Source organism: Diaphorobacter sp. MNS-0, assembly GCF_019602835.1.
Classification (GTDB): domain Bacteria; phylum Pseudomonadota; class Gammaproteobacteria; order Burkholderiales; family Burkholderiaceae_C; genus Diaphorobacter; species Diaphorobacter nitroreducens.
The window spans coordinates 3,163,494-3,178,370 of the sequence record NZ_CP080761.1 but is presented as its reverse complement, the minus strand read 5'-3'; the positions used below and the strand labels follow the sequence as shown (position 1 = coordinate 3,178,370).

General features: G+C 66.5%; 19 protein-coding genes. 7 read left to right on the top strand and 12 right to left on the bottom strand.

Features of this window, described 5'->3' with window-relative positions:
• Positions 1–90 precede the first annotated feature (90 nt).
• Entirely contained in the window at positions 91–588 is a 498-nt protein-coding gene (gene coaD / locus K2L43_RS15175) for a pantetheine-phosphate adenylyltransferase (protein WP_011806614.1), read from the top strand.
• Here coaD and K2L43_RS15170 read toward each other — a convergent pair whose 3' ends face one another.
• The 6 genes from K2L43_RS15170 to K2L43_RS15145 all read right to left on the bottom strand — a co-directional run bounded on the left by K2L43_RS15170 (position 589) and on the right by K2L43_RS15145 (position 4,886).
• Positions 589–1,689: a putative zinc-binding metallopeptidase gene (locus K2L43_RS15170; protein WP_220637907.1), complete on the bottom strand. Its 1,101-nt coding sequence runs from the start codon at positions 1,687–1,689 to the stop codon at positions 589–591.
• A 91-nt stretch (positions 1,690–1,780) separates the two neighbouring features.
• A complete protein-coding gene (locus K2L43_RS15165; protein WP_103737122.1) occupies positions 1,781–2,095 on the bottom strand; it encodes a BON domain-containing protein in 315 nt (104 codons plus the stop codon).
• Between the two features lie 99 nt (positions 2,096–2,194).
• Complete coding sequence (locus tag K2L43_RS15160; RefSeq protein WP_220637906.1) at positions 2,195–2,740, bottom strand: bacterioferritin; 546 nt, start codon at positions 2,738–2,740, stop codon at positions 2,195–2,197.
• 22 nt (positions 2,741–2,762) lie between these two features.
• Positions 2,763–3,155, bottom strand: a complete 393-nt coding sequence (locus K2L43_RS15155) for a hypothetical protein (RefSeq protein WP_220637905.1) — start codon at positions 3,153–3,155, stop codon at positions 2,763–2,765.
• A 55-nt stretch (positions 3,156–3,210) separates the two neighbouring features.
• Entirely contained in the window at positions 3,211–3,375 is a 165-nt protein-coding gene (locus tag K2L43_RS15150; protein WP_011806609.1) for a DUF1328 domain-containing protein, read from the bottom strand.
• A gap of 167 nt (positions 3,376–3,542) precedes the next feature.
• Positions 3,543–4,886 (bottom strand): CHASE3 domain-containing protein, encoded by a 1,344-nt coding sequence (locus K2L43_RS15145; protein WP_220637904.1) that lies wholly within the window; start codon positions 4,884–4,886, stop codon positions 3,543–3,545.
• Between the two features lie 153 nt (positions 4,887–5,039).
• Between K2L43_RS15145 and K2L43_RS15140 the strand changes: the two genes are divergently transcribed.
• On the top strand, positions 5,040–5,672 hold the full coding sequence (locus tag K2L43_RS15140; protein ID WP_015914143.1) for a response regulator transcription factor: 633 nt from the start codon (positions 5,040–5,042) through the stop codon (positions 5,670–5,672).
• Between the two features lie 116 nt (positions 5,673–5,788).
• Here K2L43_RS15140 and K2L43_RS15135 read toward each other — a convergent pair whose 3' ends face one another.
• The 4 genes from K2L43_RS15135 to gpmA all read right to left on the bottom strand — a co-directional run bounded on the left by K2L43_RS15135 (position 5,789) and on the right by gpmA (position 9,435).
• Entirely contained in the window at positions 5,789–6,199 is a 411-nt protein-coding gene (locus tag K2L43_RS15135) for a response regulator (RefSeq protein WP_015914142.1), read from the bottom strand.
• A 108-nt stretch (positions 6,200–6,307) separates the two neighbouring features.
• On the bottom strand, positions 6,308–7,072 hold the full coding sequence (locus tag K2L43_RS15130; RefSeq protein WP_220637903.1) for a molybdopterin-synthase adenylyltransferase MoeB: 765 nt from the start codon (positions 7,070–7,072) through the stop codon (positions 6,308–6,310).
• Positions 7,073–7,139: 67 nt separating this feature from the next.
• Complete coding sequence (locus tag K2L43_RS15125) at positions 7,140–8,576, bottom strand: S41 family peptidase (RefSeq protein WP_011806604.1); 1,437 nt, start codon at positions 8,574–8,576, stop codon at positions 7,140–7,142.
• 115 nt (positions 8,577–8,691) lie between these two features.
• Complete coding sequence (gene gpmA, locus K2L43_RS15120; protein ID WP_220637902.1) at positions 8,692–9,435, bottom strand: 2,3-diphosphoglycerate-dependent phosphoglycerate mutase; 744 nt, start codon at positions 9,433–9,435, stop codon at positions 8,692–8,694.
• A gap of 73 nt (positions 9,436–9,508) precedes the next feature.
• On the opposite strand from gpmA, the gene K2L43_RS15115 reads away from it, so the two are divergent.
• The 4 genes from K2L43_RS15115 to K2L43_RS15100 all read left to right on the top strand — a co-directional run bounded on the left by K2L43_RS15115 (position 9,509) and on the right by K2L43_RS15100 (position 11,842).
• Positions 9,509–9,916: a rhodanese-like domain-containing protein gene (locus tag K2L43_RS15115; protein ID WP_047349768.1), complete on the top strand. Its 408-nt coding sequence runs from the start codon at positions 9,509–9,511 to the stop codon at positions 9,914–9,916.
• Positions 9,917–9,965: 49 nt separating this feature from the next.
• Positions 9,966–10,223: a glutaredoxin 3 gene (gene grxC / locus K2L43_RS15110; protein ID WP_011806601.1), complete on the top strand. Its 258-nt coding sequence runs from the start codon at positions 9,966–9,968 to the stop codon at positions 10,221–10,223.
• A gap of 101 nt (positions 10,224–10,324) precedes the next feature.
• A complete protein-coding gene (secB, locus tag K2L43_RS15105) occupies positions 10,325–10,777 on the top strand; it encodes a protein-export chaperone SecB (protein ID WP_011806600.1) in 453 nt (150 codons plus the stop codon).
• A 72-nt stretch (positions 10,778–10,849) separates the two neighbouring features.
• The gene (locus tag K2L43_RS15100; protein WP_220637901.1) at positions 10,850–11,842 is read left to right on the top strand and encodes an NAD(P)H-dependent glycerol-3-phosphate dehydrogenase; all 993 of its coding nucleotides are present in this window, start codon (positions 10,850–10,852) and stop codon (positions 11,840–11,842) included.
• A 304-nt stretch (positions 11,843–12,146) separates the two neighbouring features.
• Here the strand turns inward: K2L43_RS15100 and panC are convergent, their stop codons facing one another.
• Positions 12,147–13,016 carry a pantoate--beta-alanine ligase gene (panC, locus tag K2L43_RS15095; RefSeq protein WP_220637900.1) on the bottom strand — a complete coding sequence of 290 codons (870 nt, stop codon included), beginning with the start codon at positions 13,014–13,016 and terminating at the stop codon, positions 12,147–12,149.
• 16 nt (positions 13,017–13,032) lie between these two features.
• On the bottom strand, positions 13,033–13,920 hold the full coding sequence (gene panB / locus K2L43_RS15090; RefSeq protein WP_220637899.1) for a 3-methyl-2-oxobutanoate hydroxymethyltransferase: 888 nt from the start codon (positions 13,918–13,920) through the stop codon (positions 13,033–13,035).
• Between the two features lie 68 nt (positions 13,921–13,988).
• Between panB and nadC the strand changes: the two genes are divergently transcribed.
• Positions 13,989–14,870: a carboxylating nicotinate-nucleotide diphosphorylase gene (gene nadC / locus K2L43_RS15085; RefSeq protein WP_220637898.1), complete on the top strand. Its 882-nt coding sequence runs from the start codon at positions 13,989–13,991 to the stop codon at positions 14,868–14,870.
• Positions 14,871–14,877: the final 7 nt, after the last annotated feature.

Below are 14,877 nucleotides of genomic sequence, written 5' to 3'. Positions count from 1 at the left end.
TGGCTTCAATCGCCCATGGGCAGGCCTGCGCTGCATAATCCGCCCCACGGAGCCCGTGCGGGCTCCGCCACTGCAAGGAGACCCCACGCCATGGCGCATGTGCTCGCCGTTTATCCCGGAACCTTCGACCCCATCACGCTGGGGCATGAGGATCTGGTGCGCCGCGCGGCAAGACTGTTCGACCGCGTAATCGTGGCCGTGGCCATTGCCCACCACAAGAAAACCCTGTTCAGCCTGGACGAGCGCATGGAGATGGCGCGCCAGGCGCTTGCCGACTGTCCGCAGGTGCAGGTCGAGTCCTTCGAGGGGCTGGTGACGGAGTTCACTGCCGCGCGCGGCGGCACGGCCATGGTGCGCGGGCTGCGCTCGGGCACGGACTTCGATTACGAGTTCCAGCTTGCCGGCATGAACCGCGCGCTGGTGCCCGGTGTCGAGACGGTGTTTCTCACACCCGCGAGCCAGTACCAGTTCATCAGCAGCACGCTGGTGCGCGAGATCGGCACGCTGGGCGGCGACGTGGCGCAGTTTGTCTCGCCCGGCGTGCACGAGCGCCTCTTGCACAAGCTGGGCCGCACCGCCGCGGCGTGATCAGCGCCGCGCCACGGTGTCGTGCACGAAGCGCAGCTTGCGCAGCGCGCCCGTGGACAGGGCAAACGGATAGGCATCGCGCTGGCCCATGCTGCGGTTCAGGCTGTTGAGCAGCAGCGTCAGCGGCATCCACGCCGAGACCATGGCATCAAAACCGGGCGCCGGCTGTGCAAACGGGTCGGGCATGGCGTAGTGCTGCGCGTGGTCGGGTGTCGTGCCGGGAATGGCCATGCGGGTCTGAAAGCTGGCGGCCGTCTCCAGCAGATCGACCAGGTGCAGGTAATGCGCCCACGTCTCGGCCCAGTCCTCCCAGGGGTGCGCGGCGGCATAGGCGCTGACGTGCTGCGGCTGCCATTGCGCAGCGGGCAGGGGGGCACGCTGGTAGTGCGCCTGCAGCGCCTGGGCGTAGTCGCGCCGCTCGTCGCCGAAGAGTGCGCGGAAGGCCTCCACATGCCCGGCGCGCAGCACCAACTCTTCCCAGTAGTAGTGGCCGGATTCATGCCGCAGGTGACCCAGCAGCGTGCGGTAGGGCTCATGCATGGCCTGGCGCCGGCGCGCGCGCTCGTCGTCATCGGCCTCGGCCACGTTGAGGGTCACGACACCCTGGGCATGCCCCGTCATGACGGGCGGCGCGCCCGCCACGTCCGCCAGGAATTCATACACCGGCCCGGGCTGCTGCGTGCTCAACAGTCCCAGGCGCGCCAGCGTGTAGAACAGGTGCCGCTTGGCGCTCTCTATCTGCGACCAGCGGCGCAGGTTGTCGGGCACGGACAGGTCCGGCAGCACGCGCGTCCGGCGGCAGGCGGCGCACAGCCCGCCATGCGCCTGGGCATCTGCGGCCGGTAGCGCAAAGGTGCAGGCGCCATAGGTGGTGCGGTTGGTGCATAGCTGGTACTGGGCCGGCGGCGCAGCACCGTCGCTGCCGCGTGTAGTAACGCGCTGCCAGGTGCGCGACAGGGCGTGGTCGCCGTCGTCCGCAGGCGCGAGCGCCAACATGGCCATGTCTTCGGGAGAGAACGCCAGCGTGCAGCCGCAGTGCACGCATTGCACGCTCTCGAAGAACACGAGGGAGCCGCATTGGCCGCAGTGGAACAGTCGCATGCGTAGGGATTCTGACGCAGGTAGTGCGCGTCACCTGCCAGTGAAAAAAAAACGCCGCCCAGAGGGCGGCGTTCCTGCGCAGTCGTGTGCGTCACGGGCGCACGACGATGCTGTTGCGCACCTCGCGCACATGCTTGGTGTTGCGCGCGATGGCTTCGGCGCGGTCCTTCTCGGCCTGGGTCTTGGCAAAGCCCGAGAGCTGGACGGTGCCGTTCAGCGTCTCCACGCTGATGGCGGTGGCAGAGACGCTCTTGTCCTCTGCCATCTTGGCCTTCACGGCGGTGGTGATACCCGCGTCGTCCACGTAGGAGCCCACGGTTTGCTGGTTGCGTGCTACCGAGCAACCGGTGGAAACGATGGTGGCACCTGCAAGCAGGGAAAAGGCGATGGCACGTGCGTATTTCATGGTTGTGTCCTTGGGTTATGGTTGAAAACACGGGTGCTGGGATAACCCCGCTGCGGCCTGTTGCACCCTCCGGTGGCCTCAACGGTTGGGAAAGGGAGGCTAGCGGTGCAGCCAGTCCTTCAGTTCATCCGCATGCTCCTCCTCGTCGGCCAAGATGCCTTCGAGCATGCGCCGCGTGGTGGGATCCTTTTCGCCGATCAGCTGGATCATCTGGCGATAGGCCTCCACGGCGATGCGCTCCGCCACAAGGTTGGCGCGCACCATGTCTTGCAAATCGGACGACTCATCGTATTGCGCATGGCTGCGCGACAGCAGCGTAGAAGGGGAGAAGTCCGGCGATCCGCCCAACTGCACGATGCGTTGGGCGAGCAGATCGGCATGGGCTGCCTCCTCGTTGGCGTGCACCAGGAACTCTGCCGCGATCGCCGGCGACTCGCGGCCGTCCGCCGTGAAATAGTGCCGCTTGTAGCGCAGCACGCAGACCAATTCGGTCGCCAGAGCGTCGTTGAGCAGGGCAATGATGGCATCGCGGTGTGGGCCGTACGCGGGCGTGACTGCGCCTTCGTCCAGATCCGCGGTGGCTGCCTGGCGCAGCGCGGCTTCGTCAAGCTGAAGCGGGCTGGCGTGGGTATCGCTGTGCATCATCGGGTCGGTTCCTGCGGTGGTCTCAATAACGCTCGCTGCGGTGCCGTGTCCACATCAACGCAGTGGCAAAGGCGGCGCCCACGGCTGCGGCGATCAGCAGGGACTTGCCGGGTTGTTCGGTGACGTAGCGGTTCGTGGCGTCCGCAGCCTGGTGGAACTGGCGCCGAGCGCGTTCGCCGGTGTGCGCGCAGTACGAAATGCCGCGCGTGGCCAGGTCCTGCGCCTTGGCGGCCAGGTCGTCGATCATCGGGTCCACGCCCTCTTGCATGCGCTGCATGCGGGTCTCGGCCTTGTCGATGGACTCATTGGTCATCCGGCGGGTGGACTGCAGTGTTTCGGACGCCTTGTCGAACACGCCTTCGGCCACGTTGTGCGCCGTCTCTGCCGCCTTCTGGGTGGTGGTTTGGATCGTCATTGGGGGATTTCCTTTCTGTGGTGGCATCTGCCTGGCGGGCCAGGTTGATGGGGCGTCAGCCCCTCTTCAACAAGCTGAGCACGAAGGTCACAACAGCCATGATCACGAACACGAAGAACAGGATCTTCGCGATGCCCACGGCACCGGCGGCGATGCCGCCAAATCCGAACAGGGCGGCCACCAACGCGATGACCAGGAATACCACTGCGTAATGCAACATAACCAGCTCCTTGTTTTCGGCGCGGTGCGCCGGGTGGTTGCGAATGCGCCTGAGCACATGGCTTGACTGTAGGGAGGCTGGCGTTGCATGAGTGCCGGTGGCTGGCGCACCCCGCTGTAGGACGCCACCGATCAGATGAGCAGCCCGGACGCAGGGCTGCGAACGCGTCAGGTCAGCGTGTGCGGCAGCACGGCGCTGACCAGGGTGCCCTCGCCGGGCGTGGACGTGACCGTGAGCTTGCCGCCCGCCGCCTCGACACGGTGGCGCATGCCGAACAGACCATGCGCGTCGGGGGCGATGCTTGAGATGTCGAACCCGTCGCCGTCATCCCGCACCTGTACCGATACATGGTTGGGATAGCTGTGCACCGACACCAGCACCTTGCGCGCGTTGGCGTACTTGCTGATGTTGGTCAGCGACTCCTGCACCAGCCGGTAGACGGTGAGCTGCGCTGCGTCGGACAGCTTGGCGGACTCCAGGCTGGTGTCTATCTGCAGGTTGCTGCGCTGCGCGAAGTCGCGCGTGAGGATTTCCAGCGACGTGTTGAGCCCGAGATTGGAGAGCGACGAAGGGCGCAGGTCCTCGATGATGCGCCGCTTGAGCGCGATGCCGCTGTTGAGCGTTTCGGTGAGGTGCTGCACGCGCTCGGCGTTCTCGGGGGTGTGCAAATCGATGCGCGACTTCAGGCGCGCCACGTCCAGCTTGGCGGCCGTGAGCAAAGCACCCAGCTCGTCGTGCAGCTCGCGCGCCAGGTGTGCGCGCTCTTCCTCGCGTACTTGCTGCAGATGGCTGGCCAACTCGGAGAGCGCGGCAGTGCGTTCACGTACCAACTGCTCCAGTCGGTCGCGTTCGCGCGCCAACACCTCCTGTTCGCGCGCATGCGCAGCCTGCAAGGCGCTGGTCTGGCGCAGGTACAGGTAGAACGCCAGCAGCCCCACCACCGCCACGGCGGCGATGCCGATGCGCGAGAGCATCAGCGAATGCAGGATCTCCTGCGTGCTGTGTTCCGTTTGCTGGGCGCTGCGCGCCACCAGTCGGGCTGCGATCGCCCGAATGGCATCCATGTTCTCCTTGCCCACGTCGGTGGAGAGCACGAACTTCCAGGCGTCGTCGTTGTCCTGGCGGCGCAGCTTGAGGCTGAGGTCGAGTTCGGAAAGCTTGCGCGTGATCTGCTGCGACAGCTGGGAAAAGTCGTCCAGGTCCTGCGGTGCGCGCCGGTAGGTCTGGCGCAGCTCATCAAGGTTGGTATTGATGGTGGCGACCGCCTGCTCGTAGGGCTGCAGATAGCGCTCGTCGCCAGTGAGCAGGTAGCCGCGCAGCCCCGTCTCGGCGTTGAGCATGTTCTGCAGCAGCCGGTCGAGCGCAGCGCGCGTGGCGTGCGAGCGAGCCAGGTCGCCCACGGCCGCGTGCGAGCGCATGTACCCGGTTTCGTTGATGCCGACCAGCAGGGCCACAGCCAGCAATGCCAGCGGCAGACTGACGGCGATCTTGCGCAAACGGGACCAACTCATGCTTGGGCTTCTCCACGGGGACTGGCAGGGCACGGTTGAAAATGCATATCATCGGCTTGCGCTGCCATGCTAGTGCAATGCAGAGCAGATGGGCAGATCTTCAGACCATACCTTACCGGGGAGCAAGGCGCTCTCCTCTTGAAAGAAGGCTCAATGATCAAGATTGGCATTGTGGATGACCATGCGATAGTCCGTGCCGGGCTGCGCCAATTTCTCTCGGAACATGTGGACCTGCGGGTCGTTGGCGAGGCAAGCAACGGCAGGGAAGCCATCGATCTGGTGCGCGTTCACGAGATCGACGTGCTGGTGATGGACCTGTCCATGCCCGGCCAGAGCGGCTTGGATGCGCTGGCCATGCTGCGCGCCAAGGCGCCCGACATGGGCATTCTTATCCTCAGCGGCTACCCCGAGGAGCACTATGCGATCAATCTGATCCGCCAGGGTGCGAGCGGCTATCTGAACAAGGAATGCGAGCCCAAGGAGATCGTGGAGGCCATCCGCACCATCGCCCTGGGTCGCCGCTACCTGACCCCGTCCGTGGCTGACCTGCTGGCCCAGCAGCTCAACCGCAAGGACGATGCGCCGCCCCACGAGCAGCTGTCGGAGCGCGAGTTCCAGGTGTTCCTCAAGCTGGCCAAGGGCGAGACGGCGGGTGACATCGCCAAGTCGCTGTCGCTGAGCGTGAAGACCGTGAGCACCTACCGCACGCGGCTCATGGAAAAGATGGGGCTGTCCTCCAACAGCGATCTGACGTACTACGCGCTCAAGAACAAGCTCATCGATTGAGCGCAAAGCGCACAAAGCACAAGGGCCAGTCACTGACTGGCCCTTGTGCTTTGTGCAGAGGTTTGAGAGTAAGGATGGGCGCGTGTCAAAGTGCAGATGGGGCCCGCGCAGCGCCGTCAATTGGTGGCCGCTGAACTAGCGGCTGCCCGCTGCGTGCTGTTGCTGTGTTCGATGCAATAGTCCACCAGCGCCTCGATCTCGTTGGATTTGTCAAACACGGCGTCCACCCCCAACTGCGCACAGCGCATGCGCACGTCAGGTGTCGCGTAGTTGCTCAGCACCACCATCTTCTGCGCTGAAAGGCGGTTGCGGCAGGCGGCCAACACGCCCAGCCCGCTGCCTTGGCGCAGGAACAGGTCCACGATCGCCAGATCCCACTGGGAGGTGTGCGAGGTAAGCCACTCCTTGCCCTCGTCCTCCGTCTCGGCGATGCCGACGGCTTCCACCTCCGCCAGTTCTTCGAGCGTTCCGATCAGGTTTTCGCGGATGGTGGCGTTGTCTTCGACGATGTACGTGCGCAGTTTCACGGTGCTTCCTGTTCGGCCGGGAACGAAAAATAGGGCATCGGCGCTACTGTATGAAAACAGGCTGGCGGATTCTGCCAGCAGCCGGGTGCAGTGCCCGTAGGTGCATTCCTACCGGGCGGGTGCGTGCAGGGATCCGCATACGGGGCAGGCCGGGTCGCGCTCGGTGCGCACTTCGGTCCACTGCATGTCGCGCCCGTCCAGCATCAGCAGCCGGCCTGCGAGCGAGCTTCCGACCCCCACAAGCAGCTTGAGCGCCTCGGCCGCCTGCATGGTGCCGATGATGCCCACCATGGGGGCGAACACGCCCATGGTGGAGCACTGCACTTCCTCGAACTGCGCCTCGGGAGAGAACAGGCAGGCATAGCAGGGCGTGTCATCCCGGCGGGGGTCGTACACGGAAATCTGCCCGTCGAAGCGAATGGCCGCGCCTGCCACCAGGGGCTTGCGTTGGCGTACGCACGCGGCGTTGATGGCCTGGCGCGTCTGGTAGTTGTCCGTGCAGTCGAGCACCACGTCTGCGGCGTTGACCAGCCCATCCAGCGCGGCGGCGTCCACACGCTGGCGCACGGTGCGCACTGAAACCAGGGGGTTGATGGCCTGCACGGCCTGGGCCGCGGAGTCGACCTTGGGCGTGCCGACGCGCGCCGTGGTATGGGCGATCTGGCGCTGCAGGTTCGTGAGGTCCACCATGTCGTCGTCCACCAGCGTCAGGGTCCCCACGCCTGCGGAGCCGAGAAACAGCGCGGCCGGCGAGCCCAGACCGCCGGCACCGATGACGAGTACGTGGGCTGCCAGGATGCGTTCCTGCCCCTCGATACCGATCTCGTCGAGCAGGATGTGGCGGGAATAGCGCAGCAGTTGATCGTCGTTCATGGGGTGGTGGGCGTGAAAAAGGCCGGGCTCCGCGGGAGTCCCGGCCTGGTTGCCAAGAAAGACAGCGTCAGTTGTCCTTCTTCTCTTCCTTGCGTTCCGTGAGGGTCTTGCTGGCCAGCACGGTGCGGCCCTTGAGCTGGTTGAGTGCCTGGCTGAGCTGGAAGTCCTTGTCCGAACCGTACTCGGGCAGCTTGCGCTCGGACACGGGCTTCTTGGCCTCTTCCTCGAGGCGCTTGCGGGCCTCCTCGCGCGCCTTCTCGCGGCCGGCGTCCTTCGCTTCCTCGCCCTGGCCGCTGGTCAGGTGTTTTTCCAGGTCGGCTTCGCGCATGCGCAGCGATGCGTAGATGTCGCCCTCGGCGGTCTCGTCGAGCATGACGTCTGGCACGATCCCCTTGGCCTGGATCGATTTGCCCGACGGCGTGTAGTAGCGCGCCGTCGTGAGCTTGATGCCCGTGTCGGGGCCCAGCGGCCGCACGGTTTGCACCGAACCCTTGCCGAAGGTCTGGCTGCCCATGATGGTGGCGCGCTTGTGGTCTTGCAGCGCCCCCGCGACGATCTCGCTGGCCGAAGCCGAGCCTTCGTTGACCAGCACCACCAGGGGCACCGTCTTGATGGCGGCGGGCAGGCGCTTGAGCGGGTCGCCGCTGCCCCGGCGCAGATAGAACTCGGGCGAGGCCTTGAAGGTGGCCTTGCTCTCGGCCAGCTGGCCGTTGGTGGAGACCACCGTCACGTTCTCCGGCAGGAAGGCAGCCGACACGGCCACGGCTGCATCCAGCAGGCCGCCGGGGTCGTTGCGCAGATCCAGCACCAGCCCCTTGAGGCGGGGATCCTGCTTGTAGACCTCTTCGACCTTGCGCACGAAGTCGTCCACCGTGCGCTCCTGGAACTGCGACAGGCGGATCCAGGCGTAGCCCGGCTCGACGATCTTGCCCTTGACCGATTGGGTCTTGATCTCCTCGCGCGTGATCGTGACGGGAAAGCTGCGGCTCTCGTCGCGGCGCAGGATGGTCAGCGTCACTTGCGTGTTCGGCTCGCCGCGCATGCGCTTGACCGCGTCGTTGAGGGACAGGCCCTTCACGGCCGTATCGTCGATTTTCGTGATGAGGTCGTTGGTCTTGAGCCCCGCGCGGTCGGCGGGGGAGCCCTCGATGGGCGAGACGATCTTGATCAGGCCGTCTTCCTGGGTGATTTCGATGCCCACGCCCACGAAGCGGCCGGTGGTGCCTTCGCGGAATTCCTTGAACGACTTCTTGTCGAAGTACTGCGAATGCGGGTCGAGGCTGGCGACCATGCCACCGATGGCATCGGTGATGAGCTTGCGGTCATCGACCGGCTCTACATAGTCGGTCTTGATCAGGCCGAACACGGCCGAGAGCTGCTGGATTTCCTCCAGCGGCAGCGGGGTCATGGCGCCGCGTGCCACGGTCTGCAGCGAGACGGTCGTGAGCGCTCCGGCCACCACGCCCACCGATATCCATCCAGCAATTTTGAGTTTGTGGCCCATAGAACACCTCTACCGATTCAATATACACCTTGGAAGGGCTGCGGCCTGGGCAGTTCCTTCAGGATCTGCCTATTTTTCAAGCAAGACCGCGCTACGCTTTCCAGAAGGCGGCGGCTCAGGCCTTGCCTTGCGATGCCACCGCGGCTGCGGCCTTGGCGGCGGCCTCGGCGTCGCCCAGGTAGTAGCTGCGCAGGGGCTTGAGTTCCGCGTCCAGCTCGTACACCAGCGGAATGCCGTTGGGAATGTTCAGGCCCACGATGTCCTGGTCGGAAATGTTGTCCAGGTATTTGACCAACGCACGGATGGAGTTGCCGTGCGCTGCGATCAGCACACGCTTGCCCGAGCGGATCGTTGGCGCGATGGCTTCGTTCCAGTAGGGCAGCACGCGCGCCACCGTGTCCTTGAGGCACTCGGTCAGCGGCACCTGCTCGGGCGCCAGGCCCGCGTAGCGGATGTCGCCACGCTCGCAGCGCGGGTCGGTGGGCTCCAGGGCCGGCGGCGGCGTGTCGTAGCTGCGGCGCCAGACCAGCACTTGCGCGTCGCCATACTGCTTGGCCATGTCGGCCTTGTTCAGGCCCTGCAGAGCACCGTAGTGGCGCTCGTTCAGGCGCCAGCTGTGCTCCACGGGCAGCCAGGTGCGGTCCATCTCGTCCAGGCAGTGCCACAGCGTGCGCGTGGCGCGCTTGAGCACACTGGTGTAGGCCAGGTCAAAATCGTAGCCCTCGGCCTTGAGCAGGCGGCCGGCATTCTTGGCCTGCTCGATGCCCGTGGGGGTCAGATCCACATCGGTCCAGCCGGTGAAGCGGTTTTCCAGATTCCACGTGGATTCGCCGTGGCGGATCAGAACGAGTTTGTGCATGGTGTCCCTTGGGGCTTCAGGTCAAAAACCCGACATTCTAGAATTGCGCGGTTTGCATACCCCAAGGAACCCCGTGAATTTCGTTCTCGACAATTGGTATTTGATCTTCCTCGCGCTGGCCTCGGGCGTCATGCTGCTGCTGCCGGCGCTCAAGGGGGCCGGGGCCGGTACCCTGGGCACGGCGCAGGCCGTACAGCTCATCAACCGTGAGAAGGCGGTGGTGATCGACGTGTGCGAGCCTGAGGAGTTCGCCGCGGGCCACGTGGGTGGCGCCAAGAACATCCCGCTGGGGCAGTTGCAGGAGCGCCTGCCGCAGGTGGCCAAGAACAAGGCCGTGCCCATCATCCTCGTCTGTGCCAAGGGCGCCCGCGCGTCGCGGGCTGCAGGCATCGCCAAGGGCCTGGGCTACGAGAAGGCGCAGGCGCTGGCCGGCGGCCTGGCCGCTTGGCGCGAGGCCAACCTGCCGGTTGAAAAGGCCTGAGGCGCCCGCATCTACCAGCATTGTTCGTTACGCAGAAAGGTCGCCGTCCATGCAAGCCGTGAAGATGTACACCACCGCCGTGTGCCCCTACTGCATCCGCGCCAAGCAGTTGCTGAAGCTGAAGGGTGTGGAGCAGATCGAGGAAATCCGCGTGGACACCGACCCCGCCGCGCGCCAGCACATGATGGAGATCACCGGCCGGCGCACCGTGCCGCAGATCTTCATTGGTGACACCCACGTCGGCGGACACGACGACCTCGTGGCCTTGGACAGCCGTGGCGGCCTGGTGCCGCTGCTGGGCGCCTGAGCCTTTGCCGCCATTGGCGCGTTGCATAATGCGCCCCATGTTGCCCGCTGCGGGAGCCTCTCCCGGGCGGGCTTTGTTTTGACCGAAAGACCGAGACCACCATGGCCGAAGAAACCCCCGTGTTCCAGATTCAGCGCGTGTACCTGAAGGACCTGTCGCTGGAGCAGCCCAATTCGCCCGCGATCCTGCTGGAGCAGGAGCAGCCCAGCGTGGACATCCAGTTGGGGGTCGAGGCCACACCCGTGGTCGAAGGCATCTTTGAAGTGGCCGTGACCGCCACCGTGCAGACCAAGATCAAGGACAAGACTGTGTTCCTGGTGGAGGCCAAGCAGGCCGGCATCTTCGAGATCCGCAACGTGCCCGAGGACCAGATGGGCGCCATCATCGGCATTGCCTGCCCCCAGATCATCTACCCCTACCTGCGCGGCAACGTGGCCGACACCGTGACGCGTGCGGGTTTTCCGCCCGTGCACCTGGCCGAGATCAACTTCCAGGCCATGTACGAGCAGCAACAGGCCGCAGCCGCCGAGGCTGCCACCAGCACGGCCCAGTAAACGGCTTCTTGGTCGTAACGGGTGTTAGATCTGTTTCAGGCTCTAGCGCCCGCCTGATAAGCGCGAGTAGCTATGAAAATAGTAGTCCTTGGCGCAGGCGCCTGGGGCACTGCCCTGGCCATGAGCGCGGCTGCGCACGCAGCCTGCCATGAGGTGACGCTGTGGGCCCGTGACGCACCGCAGGCGCAGGCCATGCAGGTGAAGCGGCAGAACCCGCGCTACCTGCCCGGCCTTGCGTTCCCGCCCGGGCTGCACGTGGCGTCGGGTGACATGGGCGCGCTGGCCGCGGACGCCGACCTCGTCGTCGTCGGCACGCCCATGGCGGCGCTGCGCGGCATGCTGGAACGGCTGGACGGCTGCGCGGCGCCCATCGCGTGGCTGTGCAAGGGCTTCGAGGCCGGCACGGGGCTGATGGCGCATGAAGTGTGCGCGCAGGTCGCACCGCGGCTGCACAGTGGTGTGTTCAGCGGCCCCAGCTTCGCCCAGGAGGTCGCCACCGCCCAACCCACGGCCATGGTGGCCGCCAGCCCCCGTGCCACGGTGCGCGATGCGCTGGTGCTGGCCTTCCACGGGCCCGCGTTGCGCGTGTACGCCAGCGAGGACATCGTAGGCGTGGAAGTCGGCGGTGCGGTCAAGAACGTATTGGCGATTGCCACCGGCCTGTGCGACGGGCTGCAACTGGGGCTGAATGCGCGTGCGGCATTGATTACCCGCGGTTTGGCGGAAATGACCCGCTTAGGCCTTGCCCTGGGCGCGCGGCCCGAGACCTTCATGGGCCTGTCGGGCCTGGGGGATCTGGTGTTGACTGCTACGGGCGACCTGTCGCGCAACCGCCGTGTGGGGTTGTTGCTGGCCGAGGGGCGGACCTTGGCACAGGCGGTGGAGTCGCTGGGCCATGTGGCTGAGGGGGTGTACAGCGCCCGCACCGTGGTACAGCGCGCGCGTGCGCTGGGCGTTGAGATGCCCATTGCGGAGTGCGTCGTGGCGCTGCTCGACGGTGAACTGCGCGCTGCCGAGGCGGTGGCCCGGCTCATGGAGCGCGAGCCTACCGTCGAGCGCCATTGATGCGCACACATCTCCAGTGAACAGCAAAAAGCGGCCCGCAGGCCGCTTTTTGTCGTGCGCGGTTCAGGGTGCTTGGGTCACACGACACCGAACAGCATCAGCAGCAAAACGATACTCAGCGGGACACCCAGAAGCCAAAGAATGATCGGCATGTACGCCTCCTATAGGGATGGTTGAAACATGCCTTCACCTTAGCGATGGGCCAGACGCCCCGATGTCCGTCCAGGCTGCCACGCCGCGTAGGTCATCGCGGTCCTGTGCTTGTGCGAGTGCGCCTACGCACGGGCCGCCGCCGCGCGCGGTCTCAGAACTCCAGGTTGTCGATCAACCGCGTGCTGCCCAGGCGCGCTGCGCCCAGTGCCACCAGCGTACCGGCGGCGGCGCCTGTAGCGGGGGGCTGAAGATCGTGGCGCTGGCGCACGGTGAGGTAGTCGGGCGCCCAACCTTGCTGCGCCAGGGTCTGCAGGGCCTGTTGTTCCAGGGCGGCCAGCGGGGGGGCGCCGGGTGCCTGCGCCGCCTGGGCCAGCGCGCGCAGCGCCGCGGACAGTTGCACGGCCTGGGCGCGCTCGGCGGTGCTCAGGTAGCCGTTGCGTGAGCTCAGGGCCAACCCATCGTCGGCGCGGGCCGTCTCGCCTGCCACCACCTCTACGGGCAGCGCGAACTGCCGCACCATGCGGCGGATCACCATGAGCTGCTGGTAGTCCTTCTTGCCGAACACGGCCGTGCCGCCGCCGCTGGCGAAGAACACTGCGGAAAACAGCTTCATGACCACGGTGCACACGCCCGTGAAGAAGCCTGGGCGGAAATGCCCTTCCAGGATGTCGGCCAGTTGCGGGTCGGGCTGCAGCTTGAAGGTCTGGGGCTCGGGGTAGAGATCGCTCTCGCGCGGCGCGAAGACGATGTCGCAGCCCGCGGCCTCCAGCTTGGCGCAATCGGCCTCCCAGGTGCGGGGGTAGCTGTCGAAGTCCTCGTGCGGGAGGAATTGCAGGCGGTTCACAAAAATGCTGGCGACCAGCACGTCGCCCAGCGGCCGGGCCTGGCGCACCAGGGCGATGTGGCCGTCGTGCAGATTGCCCATGGTGGGCACGAAGGCGGGGCCCTTGCCGGGGCGGCCTGTACCGGGATGCGCGGCGATGGCGGCGCGCAGTTCGGGAATGGTGCGGACGGTGATCATGGGTGAAGGTGTTTGGTCAGTTCCAGGCGTGCAGTGCGTCGTCGGGAAAGCGCCCTTGCTTGACGGCCTGCACATAGGCCTCGATGGCGCCGCGCACGCTGCCCGCGCCTTGCATGAAGTCGCGCACAAACTTCGGGTTCTTGCCCAGGTTGATGCCCAGCATGTCGTGCATCACCAGCACCTGGCCGGCCGTGCCGCTGCCCGCGCCAATGCCGATGGTGTGGCAGCGCGGCAGTGCCTGGGTGAGGTCGCTGGCCAGCACGGCGGGCACCATCTCCAGCACCAGCATGGCGGCGCCGGCGTCCTGCAGCTCCAGGGCGTGGCGGCGCAGTTGCTGCGCGGCCTGGTCGCCCTTGCCCTGCACGCGGTAGCCGCCCAGGGCGTGCACGGTTTGCGGCGTCAGGCCCAGGTGGGCGCACACGGGGATGCCGCGCTCGACCAGAAACTGCACCGTGGGCGCCGTCCAGCCGCCGCCCTCCAGCTTGACCATGTGCGCGCCGGCCTGCATCAGCCGGCTGGCGCTGCGCAAGGCTTGTTCGCGCGATTCGTGGTAGCTGGCAAACGGCAGGTCGGCCACCACCCAGGCCGTGCCCTGCACGCGCTGCAGGCCGCGCACCACGCTTTCGGTGTGGTAGGCCATGGTGTCCAGTGCAACGCCCACGGTGCTGGGCAGGCCCTGGCAGACCATGCCCAGCGAGTCGCCCACCAGGATGCATTCCACGCCCGCGGCGTCGGCCACGGCGGCAAAGGTGGCGTCGTAGGCCGTGAGCATGGTGATCTTCTCGCCGGCTTCGCGCATCTGCGCCAGGCGCGGCAGGCTCACGGGGCGGCGCTGGGGCAGGGGCGATGCGGGCGGCAGGGTGCCATAGGGCGTGCCGGCGGCGGCTGCAGAGGTGTCGGTCATGGCGCTCTTGGTAGTGGCATTGCAAAAGTCCGGCGAGTCTATGCGATCGATGCGGCTATGCTCGCCCCATGACAACGAGAGAAGACTTGTTCGGCGCCGACGCGCTGGCGGCCCTGGCCCGTGCCGACGTGGCCCGCGCCCTGGCGGAAGACGTGGGCAGCGGCGACCTGACCGCCGCCCTGATTGACCCCGCGCGCCGCGCCCACGCCCGGGTGCTGGTGCGCGAGCCGGCCGTGCTGTGCGGCCAGCCCTGGGCCGAGGCCGCGCTGCGCGCCCTGGACCCCACGGTGCAGATCACCTGGCATGTGGCCGAAGGCGCGCGCTGCGCCGCCGACCAGGTGGTGCTGGAGATCGAAGGCCAGGCCCGCGCGCTGCTAAGCGCCGAGCGCACCGCGCTCAACTTCCTGCAACTGCTGAGCGCCGTGGCCACCAAGACCCGCACCTATGTGGATGCGGTGGCAGGCACGCGCGCGCAGATCGTGGACACCCGCAAGACGCTTCCGGGCCTGCGCCTGGCGCAGAAGTACGCCGTGCGCACAGGCGGTGGCACCAACCATCGCATCGGCCTGCACGATGCCGTGCTCATCAAGGAAAACCACATCGCCGCGGCCGGCGGCGTGACGGCCGTGCTGCGCGCGGCGCAGGCCGTGGCCGCGCAGGCCGCGTTCATCGAGATCGAGGTGGAAACGCTGGCGCAGCTGACCGAGGCGCTGGACGCCGGCGCCAAGATGGTGCTGCTGGACAACATGCCGCTGCCCATGCTGCGCGATGCCGTGCGCATCAACGCGGCGCACCCGGGTGGCGGGGCCATTTTGGAAATCTCGGGCGGCGTCACCCTGGAGGGGCTGCGCACCCTGGCAGAAACGGGCGTGGACCGTATTTCGATTGGCACCCTGACCAAGAATGTGCAGGCGACGGACTTTTCCATGCGCCTGCAAGAGATCGCCTGAGGAGGCC